Raw genomic sequence first — 13,478 nt, forward strand, 5'->3', positions numbered from 1 at the left:
TTATATCGACGCCCGCCCACGCATCATCCACGTACAAGCGAAAACCTCACCGCCCTTCATCCCGCACTCGCCCGCGCGGCTGCCGTCTCCGCATCAGCCGATACGCGCAGTACAGCAACGCCACCACCACCAGCAAATCGACCACCGTCGCCCCGTGCGCCTGCAATTCGAGCAGCACGAAATGCAATTGCCGCTCGAACAACGCGCCGCCCAGCAGCCAGAACGTCGCCCACGCGACGATTCCCGCCGTGTCCCAAAAGAAAAACGCAAGCACCGCGATCTGCGTCGTGCCCATCAGCGGCGGTGTGACGAGCCCGAGCCCCGGCACGAACTTCGACAACGCCACGATCGGCGCGCCATGCCGCTCGAACAATTCGCCGGTCGTGCGCATGCCCGTATCGACGGCATACGATCTGCGCGAAAGCGCCGCCACGAGCCTGCGTCCGTACACGCGCCCGGCCGAGAACCAGACGCTGTCGCCGAGCAGCGCGCCGCACACCGCCGCAAACAGCACATGCGCAAACGATAGATGCCCGCTCGCCACCGCCGTGCCCGCAAACACCAGCAGCGGCGCAGAAGGCAGCGGCACGCCCAGCCGCGTGAGCAGCACGTTCGCGAACACGGCCGCGCCGCCCCACTGCACGATCGCCGACGGCGGTATATGAATCAAGCAGCACCTCGCGATCGTTGGCTACGATGCGTCATTCGGACCTCGATTCCACGAGCATCACCGGAACGCTTCCACATCCGGCGCTGCTCGCAATTTCGATGCCTTGCCACGGCGAGCCCTTGCCATGGTCGAAAGCCATAGGGTCGATGCGCCGGTCCGGGCGCAGCACGTTGAAAGGCCACGACGGACGCCGCAGCCGCTCATGCACGACCGAGCCGAGCCAGATCGGCGTCGGCGGCGCGCCCGGGCGCTCGCGCACTTCATAGTTCGTCGGCCAGAAACGCAGCACGTCGCGTTCGTCGGGGCCAAGCGACGAGCGCGCGAACACCAGCTTCGACGGCTCGCCGTTGTTCAAACGCGGCAGCGCCGGCAACGCGATCGCGGGCGCATTCGGCGACACCACCGACATCACACTCGTCAGCGTCACATGCGACACCTCGGTCCAGCCGCGCGAGAGCAACTGCGCGCGGATCTGCGAGGGCGTCGCGGCCCATTGCACCGTGATCGGCTCGCGACGATCGCCTTCCATGCTCGACCGATAACAGGAAAACGTGCGCCACACGGAATCCGTCCACTGGATCGGCGTGATGACGACGGTCGCGGGCGGCGCGCTATGCGCCTCGGAATCGTCGCTCAGTTGCAGCGCGACGCTCGCGCAGATCACGGCGAGCACCGCCACCGGCATCAACGGCCGCGGCGCCGGCTTGGCCGGATTGCGCCACACGGCCGTGAGCGCGATCAGGAACACCCAGACGGCCGCGAGCGCCGCGCTGCCGAGCGCATCGGAGATCGTGAAGCGGCCGAAGTACAAGCCTGCCAGCGCGACCGCCGTGACAATGGCCGACGTCGCCGTCGCGATGAACACGCCCGCCAGCAAGCCCACGCGCCGCAGCAGCAGGAACGCGAGGAAGCCGTAGATCACGACCGTCGCCGCAATATGGCTGCTCGGAAAGCGATGCTCCGAAGGCGCAAACGCGACGAACACCGGTTCGTGCGCCGTGAAGCGGATCGCGCTCACGAGCAGTTGCGAGAACGCGAGTGCCACGACCCAGTACATGACCGTGCGCCAGCGCCGCTCGAAGCTCATCCATACGATGACCATCGCGCCGAGCGCAAGCAGCGTCTGGGTGCTGCCGAGCGTGGCGGCGGCATCGAGGATCGAGTCGGTCCACGTCGAACGAAACGATTGCAGCAGCCGGTAAATCGACACATCGACCTGCACGATCGACGCCCCGCGCGCAACGTTCGCAAGCACCGAGAAGAACACGAGCGCCGAGACCAGCAGCAGCACCGAAATGATGACGATGAGCCCGGTCGCCGGATTGGCGGGATCGAGCGCGCGCGCGACGAGCCGGCCCGGCAGCCCGCGTCCCGCCTGCGCCCACGCGAGCAGCGCCTCGCGCGACACGGTGGTCCAGCGCATGGCGTGCGAGACGATCACACGCGCCAGATTGAAGATGAGCCACGCGAGCGCCGTGACGATGACGAGGATCACGACGAGGCGAATCGACACCGCGCCCGCCAGTTCGATGGACGCGCCGAACACGACGCCCGGCAGGATATGCGTAGGCGCCCAGATGAGCGCGCTCAGAATGTTGACCGCGAGAAAGCGCGCGGGCGTCATGCCGGTGACGCCCGCGACCACCGGCACCACGGCGCGCATCGGTGCGACGAAGCGCGCGAGCACGACGCTCTTGGCACCGTGTTTATCGAAGTATTTCTTGCCCGCGACGAGCGCGCCGGGATGCGTGCGAAACGGCCACATCTGCGCGATGCGGTCGGCATAGCGCTGGCCGAACCAGAAGCTCGCGGCGTCGCCGGCTATGGCGCCCGCGATCGCGCAGACGAATACCCAGCCGAGATTCAGCGCGCCCGTGCCGACGAGCGCGCCCGCGATGAACATCGCCGTGCTGCCCGGAACGAACGTGCCGATGAAGGCCACCGATTCGAGAAACGACGCCAGCAGCACGACCGCGAGCGCCCATTCCGGGTGGCCCGACAGAAGATGCAAGAGCTTGAAGTAGGAATGTTCCATCGTGCTCGACGGGCGACGTGCGCAGCGCGCAATCGTCAGACGGACTCGTGCCAGCGGCTGTCGGTGCGCAACAGGTGGAGGTCGCGGTGGAATCGAGTGTACCCAACCCTGTCGAAGAACTCCAAAACCTGTATCGCGCGCTTGCGGCCGAGGCCGCTCGCATCGCGGAAAGATGCCGCGTTGATGCCGCCGCCTTGCGTCTGCGCCTGCTCCGCGACGAGCCGCGCGAGCACATTGATCGTCGCGCGGCAGTAGAACAGGTCGCGCACGACCTGAAACACGTCGCCGCGACGCGAGAGCTTTTTCAGCAGCCGGCGCATGTCCTCTTCCGCGATGCTGTGCGTCGCGGCGAGATCGCGCACCCACGGCGGATCGAAGCGACCGCGTCCAAGCGATTCGAGCGATGCCAGCACGGCGCGCGCCAGCGTTTCCTCGCGTGCATCGAGCGTCACCGCGTGCGACGGCAAATGCAGCCACGGCCCGCTCTTCGCGATCGCACCGTGCGCGACGGCTTCGTCGACCAGTGCGCGCCACAGCGCATCCGGCGCGAGCGGCGCGGCCATGCGGCGAAGGCGCGCGGTGTCGGGGCCCTGCTCGTCGGGGAAACGTTCGTGGAAGGCGGCGAGCGTATCGACGAGGCGCGCGTGCAGCACGTCCCATTGCGATGCGGCGATGAGCAACGCATCGTTCGGCATGGCGATGACGCGCACATCGTCCGGCCATGCAATCGACGCCGCCGGCATGCCGCACAGATGCTCGATCAGCGACTGCGCGAGCCCATGCGGCGCCTGATCGAAGAGCGCATCGGCGCGGCCGGTGTCGAGGAGCGCAGCGAGCGCATCGAGCCACGCGCGGCGCTGCGGCGTGCGACGCTTGCGGGCAGGCGCGAACGGATCGAGCACGCGTCCGCCGCCGACGGTCCGGTTCGCCTGCGCATTGCGCACGATAAAGCGATCGCCCGGCAGCGCGCACACGGGTTCATCGAAGACGAGCTGCACGCGCGCCGTCTGCCCCGCGCCGAGCGTGTCGCCTTCGAGCAGCGCCACGTGCGCCACGCGGTGCGTCGTGCCGAGATGCGCATGCAACGGCGCCCAATGCGTGAGCGTGAGCGGCGCATCGCCCAGCAACGTCAATTCGACGTCGATGCGCTCCGACGCGCGCGCGAGCCGCGTATCGACGATCCAGTCGCCGCGCGACAACGCCTCTTTGTCGATGCCCGCGAGATTCAGCGCGCAGCGTTCGCCCGCGCGGCCCGTCTGCGCCGCGCGGTTCTGCGCGTGAATGCTGCGCACGCGCACGGGTTCGTCGCGGCCTGCGCGCGGCGCGAGCGCGAGCACGTCGCCGACATTCGCGCGGCCCGCGAACACCGTGCCCGTCGCGATCGTGCCCTGGCCCGCGAGCGTGAATACGCGATCGACCGCCAGCCGGAAAAAGCCGTCGTCGCGGCGCGTGCGCCAGTGTGCGGCCGCGTCGCGCAGATGGGCGTTCAGCGCGGCGACGCCCGCGTCGTCTTGCGCGGTGGCGTCGGTGTCGAAACGGGGCGCGTCGCGCAATGGACCGTGCGCGAGCAGCGCATCGATTTCCGCGTGCACGTCGCGCCGCCGCGTTGAATCGACGCGATCGCATTTGGTCACCGCGACCGCCCCGCGCGTCACGCCGAGCAGTTCGAGGATCGCGAGATGCTCGCGCGTCTGCGGCATCACGCCGTCGTCGGCGGCAATTACGAGCAGCGCGTAATCGATGCCGCATGCGCCTGCCGTCATCGTGTGCACGAGCTTCTCGTGTCCGGGCACGTCGATGAAGCCGAGCACGCCGCCATCGTGGAGAGGCACATACGCGTAGCCCAGTTCGATCGAGATGCCGCGCGCCTTCTCTTCCTTCAGACGATCCGTATCGACGCCCGAGAGTGCGCGTACGAGCGTGGTCTTGCCGTGATCGATGTGTCCCGCCGTGCCGACGATCATGCGCCCGCGCTCCGCGCTTCCAGTTGCGCGACGAATGCCGCTTCGTCCGCTTCTTCGAGACAGCGCAGATCGAGGCGCAGCGCGCCGTCCGCGATGCGTCCGAGCACCGGCCGCGGCAACTCGCGCAGCCGCTTTTCCAGGCGGTTCAGTTGTCCGCCCGCGCGCTTGCCGCTCGCGAGACGCACGGCGAGGCCGTAGCTCGGCAACACGTCGACAGGCAACGCGCCGCTGCCGATCTGGCTGAACATCGGCTCGGCTGCGACCGCGAACTCGGCGCCCGCCATGCGTTGCAGCGCGGCCTGGATGCGCTCGGCCGACAGGCGCATCGCGTCGGCGGGACGCGTGAGCAGACGCAGCGTGGTCAGGCGCTCGCGCAGGTTTTCCGGTGCGCGATACAGACGCAGCACCGCTTCGAGCGCCGCGAGCGTCAGCTTGCCGACGCGCAGCGCGCGCTTGAGCGGATGCTTCTTGATCTTCGCGATGAGATCGCGGCGCCCCACGATCAAGCCCGCCTGCGGCCCGCCCAGCAATTTGTCGCCGCTAAAGCTGACGACGTCCGCGCCCGCCGCGACGGTCTCGCGCACGGTCGCCTCGCGCGGCAGTCCCCATTGCGCGAGATCGACGAGCGTGCCGCTGCCGAGATCCACCGCGATGGCCAGGCCTCGCGCCTTCGCGAGCGGCGCGAGTTCGGCAAGCGACACTTCCTTCGTGAAGCCGGTGACCGCGTAGTTGCTGCAATGCACTTTCATCAGAAGCGCGGTCTTCGGGCCGATCGCTTCGTCGTAGTCTTTCAGATGCGTGCGGTTGGTCGTGCCGACTTCGCGCAACTTCGCGCCCGCGCGGCTCATGATGTCGGGAATGCGAAACGCGCCGCCGATCTCGACGAGTTCGCCGCGCGACACGATCACTTCCCGGCGCGAAGCCAGCGCCGACAGCGTGAGCAGCACAGCCGCCGCGTTATTGTTCACGACGGTCGCGGCTTCGGCGCCCGTCAATTCGCAGATCAGGCCGTTGATGAGATCGTCGCGGTCGCCGCGCGCGCCGGTATCGAGATTGAATTCGAGGTTCGCGGGGCGCGTGAGGATATCCACGACCGCGCTCACCGCTTCGTCCGGCAAAAGCGCGCGGCCGAGGTTCGTATGCAGCACGGTGCCGGTGAGATTGAAGACGCTGCGCACGCTGCTTTGCGTGCGCTTCGCGAGATGCTCGCCGACTGAAAGCGCGAGCGACGCATCGCTCAATGCATCGACGGATGCGCGGCCCGCTTGCGCTTCGCCGCGCCACGCATCGAGCGTCGTGCGTAATGCGTCGAGCACCTGCGTGCGTCCGTAGCGTGCGCAGAGCGGCGCGAATGCATCCGACGCCAGCACGCGCTCGACCGACGGCACACGGGCCATCAATGCGCGCAGTTCGTCGCCGTCGTTGCGTCGGACGTCGCTCATCGTTCGTCTCGCGGCTGCTCGGGCCACAGCCACGGGTTGGGCGCGGCACGTCGAAAGCCCGCATCGCCCATCAGAAGATCGAGTGTGAGGCTCGCGAGATCGTCCGCGAAAGGCTCGAAATCGTACGCCTTTTCCTGATAGCCGATCTTGCGATACGTGCCGCATTCGTCGCACGACTCGGCCTTGAGCGGCGCACGGCGAGCCACTTCCGCGCGGTCTTCCTCGCGGACGTCAATGTCCGCGGCGCTTATCGCGTGATAGGCAATGCCCTTGGTCGAATCGCAATTCGAGCATTTCGCGCGCACTACGTGGAGCTCGGTCGCGCATAGGCCGCATTGCACGAAACGGTAGCCGTCGTACGCACCGCCCACGCGCACGATGCTCGCCACCGGCACGGAGCCGCACACGGGACACACGCCGGGGGTGTCGAGATACGGCACGTCACGCATGTCGATGCGGCTCGCGAGATCGGTCCACACGACTTGCAACGCCGCCGCGATGAACGGCGCCGCCGCCGGATCGATCTCCGCGAAGCGCAACGCCAGAATTGCGTCGGCCTGCGCATCGAGCGCGGCGGCCTCCGTTGCGCGCAGGCGGGCGACGAGTTGCGCGAGCGGCGGCGTCAACGCGCCGGCGGTTTCGATATCGTCCAGCAACATGAACAGCACGTCGCGCCACGCGGGATCGCGCGTATCGCTGAGCGCGGGGACGATCGGCATCGAATGACGCTGATTCAGTTCGATCGATTCGCGCGCGGGCATCGGCGCTTCGAAGTTTGCGAGCACGCGTTGCTGAGCTTCGGCGAGCGCGGCCATCAGGCGCAGATAACCGGCGATCGGATTGCTGGCTTCGGCGAGTTGCAGAAGACGCGCTGCGCGCGCGGAGAATGCAGCGGCGCGCACGGGCATGCGCAAGCGCGGAATGGCCGATGGATCGAGCGATTCGATTTGCCCGGCTTCGACGATGCGTTGGACCACGGGGTTTCCTCGCAAGCGGTGCTGATGGTGCTGATCGGTTCGACTATCGCTCAAGGATATCAGCATAAGGTCGAGTCGATCGAACACGCGCTCACGTATCGCTACTTCCCGATCGTCTCCCTGAACCATCTCGGATGATGCTTCCTCGCCCATCCATAGGTCACGGTGCCGCGCGTCATCGCGCCGATCGATCCTTTGATCCACAGCGCGGCGTAGATATGCACGATGATCGACACGATCAGCACGAACGCCGTCGCCGCATGCACCACCGACGCGATGCGAATCACCGTGATCGGAAAGTAGAACGCGAAATACCGTCGCCAGATGACGATCCCGCTCAGCAACAGCAACACGAGACTTGCCACCATCACGAAGAACAGCAGCTTCTGCCCGGCGTTGTACTTGCCGATTTCGGGCAGCCGGTCTTCGCGATTGGCGAGCACGTCGTCGATCTGCTTCATCCACTGGACGTCGTTCCGGTCCAGATAGTTGTGATGCCAGAAGCGCAGCGCGAGGATTATGAACGACAGAAACATCACGCAGCCGACGAACGGATGCAGAATCCGCGTCCACTGCCCGCCGCCGAAAACGGCATAAAGCCATGACATCGACGGATGGAACATCGCAAGCCCGGACAACGCGAGCAGCACGAAGGTGATCGCGGTGATCCAGTGATTCGTGCGCTCGTTCGGCGTATAGCGCAGAATCAGCCGGTTGCCCTTGATGTCACGCAGTTCGCTATCGTGTTTCATCTGTACGCTCCTGTCCGGCTTCGCGCCGCCGCCGCACTTCCTCGGCTTCGCGCTGCGCCGCGAGTTCCTCTTCCTCGCTCACTTCGTTCGGACCCACGCGCGTGTAATGGAAGAAGCCCGCGAGCATTGCAAGCCCGATGCCGATCATCGCGAGCGGCTTGCTCACGCCCTTCCAGAGCGACACGAGCGGGCTGATATGCGGGTCTTTCGCGAGGCCGTGATACAGCTCCGGCTGATCCGCGTGATGCAGCACGTACATGACGTGCGTGCCGCCCACGCCGGGCGGATCGTACAGACCCGCATTCGCGAAGCCGCGCTCTTTGAGGTCTTCCACGCGGTCGGCCGCCTGCGCCTGCATGTCGACCTTGGTGCCGAACATGATCGCGCCGGTCGGACAAGTCTTCACGCACGCAGGCTCCTGCCCGACCGCCACACGGTCCGAACACAGCGTGCATTTATAGACGCGATGATCTTCCTTCGACAGACGCGGAATGTTGAACGGGCACCCTGTGATGCAGTAACCGCAGCCGATGCAGTTCTCCTCGTGAAAATCCACGATGCCGTTCGTGTACTGCACGATCGCACCCGGCGACGGACACGCCTTCAGGCACCCCGGATCCTCGCAATGCATGCAGCCGTCCTTGCGGATCAGCCATTCGAGATCGCCCTTCGGATTCTCGTATTCGGTGAAGCGCATCACCGTCCACGAATGCTCCGTCAGGTCGCGCGGGTTGTCGTAGATGCCGGTCGTATGGCCGATGTCGTCGCGCAGGTCGTTCCATTCCATGCACGCCGTCTGACACGCCTTGCAGCCGATGCACTTCGACACGTCGATCAGCTTCGCCACGGTGCCCGTCGCCGGCACGCGGTCGCTAGGCGGCGGCGTGGTCGTGGCCGAGAGGCGTTTGATATCCAGCGATTGCAGTGCCATCGCGGTCTCCTATGCCTTCTCGACCTTCACGAGAAACGACTTGAACTCGGGTGTCTGCGAGTTCCCGTCGCCCACGGAAGGCGTCAGCGTGTTGACGAGATAGCCCGGCTGCGCGAGGCCTTTAAAACCCCAATGTAGCGGCAGACCGACGGTGTGCACTTTCTTGCCCTCCACAGTCAATGGCTTGATGCGCTTCGTGACGAGCGCCACCGCGACGATATGTCCGCGATTGCTCGACACCTTCACGCGATCGCCCGCGACGACACCCACTTCCTTCGCATGCTCCTCGCCGATCTCCACGAACTGCTGCGGCTGAATGATCGCGTTCAGGCCCGCGTGCTTGGTCCAATAGTGGAAGTGCTCGGTCAGGCGATAGGTCGTTGCCGTGTTCGGGAATTTGTCGGCGGTGCCGAACGCGGCGCGATCGTCCGCGAACACGCGCGCGGCCGGATTGCTCGTCGCCACCTTGTTCTCCGGGAAGAACGGGTTGTAGCCGAGCGGCGTTTCGAACGGCTCGTAATGCACCGGGAACGGCCCTTCGTTCATGCCGTCGCGCGCGAAGAACCGCGCCACGCCCTCCGGATTCATGATGAACGGGCTCATGCCCTTGTCCGGCGGATCGTCGATCTTGAAGTCGGGCACATCCGGCCCCGACCAGGTCCGGCCGTTCCACGCAATCAGCTTGCGCGTCGGATCGAACGGCTTGCCGTTGAGATCGCACGATGCGCGGTTGTACAGCACGCGACGGTTCGCCGGCCACGCCCAGGCCCAGCCGAGCGTCTGACCGATGCCCGTCGGGTCCGAATTGTCGCGCCGGCCCATTTGATTGCCCGCCTGCGTCCACGAACCGCAGAAGATCCAGCAGCCGCTTGCAGTCGTTCCGTCGTCGCGCAGTTGCGCGAAGCTTGCGAGCTGCTCGCCGCGTTTCGCGAGCACTTTCGTTTGATCCGTCGGATCGGTGACATCGGCGAGTGCGCGGCCGTTGAACTCCATCGCGATTTCTTCGGGCGTCGGGCTTTCCGGGTCCGCGTAAGGCCAGGTCATCTTCAGAATCGGATCGGGATACTTTCCGCCCTTCTCCTGATAAGCGCGACGCATACGCAGCCACAGGCCCGACATGATTTCCAGATCGCTGCGCGCCTCTCCGGGCCCGACCGCGCCCTGCCAGTGCCATTGCAGCACGCGCGACGAGCTTACGAGCGAGCCGCGTTCTTCAGCGAAACAGGTCGTCGGAAGACGGAAGACTTCGGTTTGAATTTTCGATGCATCGACATCGTTGAACTCGCCGTGGTTCTTCCAGAACTCGGAAGTCTCGGTCGCGAGCGGATCCATGATGACGAGCCACTTCAGCTTCGACAGCCCGAGCCCGATCTTCGCCTTGTTCGGCGCGGCGGCGAGCGGATTGAAGCCCTGGCAGATATAGCCGTTCATCTTGCCCGCGGCCATCAACTCGAAGACCTGCAGCATGTCGTAGGACTTGTCGAGCTTCGGCAGATAGTCGTAGCCGAAGTTGTTCTCGGCCGTCGCGTTGTCGCCCCACCACGACTTCATGAAGCTCACATGGAACGCGCGATAGTTCTTCCAGTAGCTCAACTGATTCGGCCGTAGCGGCTGCGCGGCGCGCTTCTTGATGAACTCGTCGAAGTCCTGCTCGTTCTCCATCGGCAGAGTCATGTAGCCGGGCAAAAGATTCGACATGAGGCCGAGATCCGTCAGACCCTGAATGTTCGAGTGTCCGCGCAGCGCATTCATGCCGCCGCCCGCAATGCCGATATTGCCGAGCAGAAGCTGCACCATCGCGCCCGTGCGGATCATCTGCGCGCCGATCGAATGATGCGTCCAGCCGAGCGCATACAGGATCGTGCCCGCGCGATTCGGCGCGGCAGTCGTCGCGAGCGTCTCGCAGACCTTGAGGAACTTGTCAGTCGGCGTGCCGCACACCTTGTTCACCATCTCCGGCGTGTAGGCGGCGTAGTGCTGCTTCAGCAGGTTGTAGACGCAGCGCGGATGCTGCAGCGTCGGATCGGTTTTGACATAGCCGTCCTCGCCGCGCTCGTAATCCCAGCTCGATTTGTCGTACTTGCGATGCTCCGCGTCGTAGCCCGAGAACAGGCCGTCCTTGAACGCGAAGTCCTCGCGCACGATGAACGACATGTCCGTGTAGTTCTTTACGTACTCGTGCTGGATCTTGTCGTTCGTGAGCAGATAGTTGATCACGCCGCCCAGGAACGCGATGTCCGTGCCGGTGCGAATCGGCGCGTAGAAATCCGCGACCGATGCCGTGCGCGTGAAGCGCGGATCGACCACCATCAGCTTCGTCTTGCGATGCGCCTTCGCCTCGGTCACCCACTTGAAGCCGCACGGGTGCGCCTCGGCCGCATTGCCGCCCATCACGAGAATCACGTCCGCGTTCTTGATGTCGACCCAATGGTTCGTCATCGCTCCACGGCCAAACGTCGGGGCAAGACCTGCCACCGTCGGGCCATGTCAGACACGCGCCTGATTGTCGAATGCGAGCATCCCGAGACTGCGGACGGTCTTGTGCGTCAGATAGCCGACTTCGTTGCTGCCCGCCGACGCCGCCAGATAGCCCGTGGTCAGCCAGCGATTCACCTTCTTGCCGTCGGGCGTCGTCTCGACGAAATTCGCGTCGCGGTCTTCCTTCATCAGCACGGCGATGCGGTCGAGCGCCTCTTCCCACGAGATACGTTTCCACTCGTTCGAGCCCGCCGCGCGATGTTCCGGATAGAGCAGCCGGCTCGGACTGTGAATGAAGTCGATGAGCGAGGCGCCTTTCGGGCAGAGCGTGCCGCGATTGACCGGATGATCCGGATCGCCTTCGATATGAATGATGCTCGACTTGGCGTTCTTCGCGCCGTCGCCCAGGCCGTACATCAGGATGCCGCAACCGACCGAGCAGTATGGGCAGGTGTTACGCGTTTCCGTGGTGCGCGACAGTTTGTATTGCCGGACCTCGGCGAGCGCGGGAGCCGGAGAGAAGCCCAATGCCGCCAGGCTCGATCCGGCGAGCGTGCTCGCGGAGACCTTCAGGAACTGTCGACGTGACATTTGGAGCATGATTGCCCTCGGCGCGTCGTAAGGTGGGTTTCTGAAGTATATGGTGCGCGATGAATCCGCGCAGATGGCCCGACATGGGATTTCCACGGATGCCGGCGCGCCCCGCGTGCGCCGATTCGCTCATGTTCTGGAATGGAACGTGCTCGACGGTTTGAAATCCGAACGCGCCGCCCGCGTTTCATCGCCGAGAGGTCCGTCATGAGTTCCGTGTCAACGCAGAAGATCGAAGCCGCGGTCAAGAAAGACGCGTCGTGGGTGCTGGGCGCCCTCAAGCAGTTCTCGCAGGACCGCTGCGCCGCGATGGCCGCAAGCATCGCGTTCTATTCGGCCTTTTCGCTCGCGCCGACGCTCGTCATGGTGATCGCCGTCGCGGGCTGGGTTTTCGGACCCGAAGCCGCACGCGGGCAACTGTTTCATCAGGTGAACGGGCTGCTCGGCGATCAGGCGGCGTCCAGCGTGCAGAGCATCGTCGAGAACGCGCATCGCAGCGGCGGGACGGGCATCGCCGCGATCATCTCGTTTGTGCTGCTGGCGATCGGCGCGTCGGCGACGTTTTCGTCGCTCAACACCGCGCTCAGCATCGTGTGGCCGCTCACCGGCGAGCAGCGCTCCAGCGTGATGGCGATGGTGCGCGTGCGGCTCATCTCGTTCGGGCTCGTGCTGGGCGTCGCGTTTCTGCTGATCGTCTCGCTCGTCCTCGACACCGCGATTCAGGCCGTCGGCATGTGGCTGTGGGGCGATTCGCCGTTCGTCATCATCGGCGACATCGTGCAGATGGTCGCCGGACTCGCGATTTTGTCGGTCGCGTTCGGCGCGCTGCTCAAATTTCTCCCCGACGCGCCCGTGCAATGGCGCGATGCGCTCGTCGGCGGTCTGGTCGCCGCGGTGCTGTTTTCGGCGGGCAAGAAGCTGTTCGCGCTCTATCTGACGCACGCGGGCACGGCCAGCGCGTTCGGCGCGGCCGGCTCGCTCGCCGTGCTGCTGATGTGGCTCTATTTCTCCGCCGCCGTGCTGCTGCTCGGGGCCGAATTCTCGGCGGCCCGCGCGCGTCTGCACGATCCGCGCGGCGCCTGGGGGATGCAGAACAGCGGCCGCGTGCCGCCGGGAAGCCGCGCGAAGATCGGCTCGCTGCTGGCGTCGTCCACGCGCGTGGCGGCGCCTGATGCCGCTGCTGCCGAAGCCCAGGCGGCCGCTACGGTCGAGCCCGCGGGCGCGCCTGTTTCGGCGAACGCGCGGCGCGTGATCGGCGCGCGTGCGCAGCATGCGCAGCAACTGACCGGTCAGGCGCGCAAGAAGGTGTCGGCTGTGGCGCGCGCGCTTGAGTTGTCGCGCAAGATCGCGCGGGCGGAATCGACGGCCACCCGCGCCACCGCGCTCGCGATGGTCGGCGCAAGCCGCAAGGCGTCGCACGCCAACCAGGCCGTGCGCCGCCATCCGTGGCGCGCGGTGCTCGTCGCGGCGGGCGCGGGCGTGGCGGTCGCCCTGCTCTCGCGCCGCGATCCCACGAGATTCGACGACGAATCATCGCGAAACTGATCCGCTCGCGCGGGCATGCCGGCTATCCTGCGAATCCGAAAAATCGCGCGGGAAATAAATCGTTTGTTATTTGAATCGAGGGTAATCGGCGAG

The 13,478-nt window shown here is 65.7% G+C and carries 9 protein-coding genes; 1 reads left to right on the plus strand and 8 read right to left on the minus strand.

All coding sequences use genetic code 11. The features are described 5' to 3' along the window. Positions 1-46 precede the first annotated feature (46 nt). From BRPE64_RS19295 to fdnG, 8 genes are all read right to left on the minus strand, one after another. Positions 47-670, minus strand: coding sequence for a DedA family protein (locus BRPE64_RS19295; protein ID WP_016355208.1), 624 nt, complete (start codon positions 668-670; stop codon positions 47-49). A 31-nt stretch (positions 671-701) separates the two neighbouring features. Further along, positions 702-2,705, minus strand: a complete 2,004-nt coding sequence (locus BRPE64_RS19300; RefSeq protein WP_016355209.1) for a VTT domain-containing protein — start codon at positions 2,703-2,705, stop codon at positions 702-704. A gap of 35 nt (positions 2,706-2,740) precedes the next feature. Continuing rightward, complete coding sequence (gene selB, locus BRPE64_RS19305; RefSeq protein WP_016355210.1) at positions 2,741-4,669, minus strand: selenocysteine-specific translation elongation factor; 1,929 nt, start codon at positions 4,667-4,669, stop codon at positions 2,741-2,743. Beyond that, entirely contained in the window at positions 4,666-6,111 is a 1,446-nt protein-coding gene (gene selA / locus BRPE64_RS19310) for an L-seryl-tRNA(Sec) selenium transferase (RefSeq protein ID WP_016355211.1), read from the minus strand. The genes selB and selA overlap by 4 nt, the downstream gene beginning before the upstream one ends. After that, positions 6,108-7,088, minus strand: coding sequence for a formate dehydrogenase accessory protein FdhE (fdhE, locus tag BRPE64_RS19315; RefSeq protein WP_016355212.1), 981 nt, complete (start codon positions 7,086-7,088; stop codon positions 6,108-6,110). Before fdhE ends, selA begins: the two co-directional genes overlap by 4 nt. Positions 7,089-7,189: 101 nt before the next feature. Further along, complete coding sequence (locus tag BRPE64_RS19320) at positions 7,190-7,840, minus strand: formate dehydrogenase subunit gamma (RefSeq protein WP_016355213.1); 651 nt, start codon at positions 7,838-7,840, stop codon at positions 7,190-7,192. Beyond that, positions 7,827-8,771, minus strand: coding sequence for a formate dehydrogenase subunit beta (gene fdxH / locus BRPE64_RS19325; protein ID WP_016355214.1), 945 nt, complete (start codon positions 8,769-8,771; stop codon positions 7,827-7,829). The genes BRPE64_RS19320 and fdxH overlap by 14 nt, the downstream gene beginning before the upstream one ends. Positions 8,772-8,780: 9 nt before the next feature. Next, positions 8,781-11,849 carry a formate dehydrogenase-N subunit alpha gene (gene fdnG / locus BRPE64_RS19330; RefSeq protein ID WP_084675779.1) on the minus strand — a complete coding sequence of 1,023 codons (3,069 nt, stop codon included), beginning with the start codon at positions 11,847-11,849 and terminating at the stop codon, positions 8,781-8,783. Between the two features lie 198 nt (positions 11,850-12,047). Between fdnG and BRPE64_RS19340 the strand changes: the two genes are divergently transcribed. After that, positions 12,048-13,385 carry a YihY/virulence factor BrkB family protein gene (locus BRPE64_RS19340; RefSeq protein ID WP_016355219.1) on the plus strand — a complete coding sequence of 446 codons (1,338 nt, stop codon included), beginning with the start codon at positions 12,048-12,050 and terminating at the stop codon, positions 13,383-13,385. The last annotated feature ends 93 nt before the right edge of the window (positions 13,386-13,478 follow it).

This window comes from Caballeronia insecticola, from assembly GCF_000402035.1.
GTDB lineage: Bacteria > Pseudomonadota > Gammaproteobacteria > Burkholderiales > Burkholderiaceae > Caballeronia > Caballeronia insecticola.

Excerpts from the sequence above, each read along its gene's own strand:
- BRPE64_RS19300 (WP_016355209.1), bottom strand. The coding sequence starts at position 2,705 with ATGGAACATTCCTACTTCAAGCTCTTGCATCTTCTGTCGGGCCACCCG.
- selB (WP_016355210.1), bottom strand. The coding sequence starts at position 4,669 with ATGATCGTCGGCACGGCGGGACACATCGATCACGGCAAGACCACGCTC.
- selA (WP_016355211.1), bottom strand. The coding sequence starts at position 6,111 with ATGAGCGACGTCCGACGCAACGACGGCGACGAACTGCGCGCATTGATG.
- BRPE64_RS19320 (WP_016355213.1), bottom strand. The coding sequence starts at position 7,840 with ATGAAACACGATAGCGAACTGCGTGACATCAAGGGCAACCGGCTGATT.
- fdxH (WP_016355214.1), bottom strand. The coding sequence starts at position 8,771 with ATGGCACTGCAATCGCTGGATATCAAACGCCTCTCGGCCACGACCACG.
- BRPE64_RS19340 (WP_016355219.1), top strand. The coding sequence starts at position 12,048 with ATGAGTTCCGTGTCAACGCAGAAGATCGAAGCCGCGGTCAAGAAAGAC.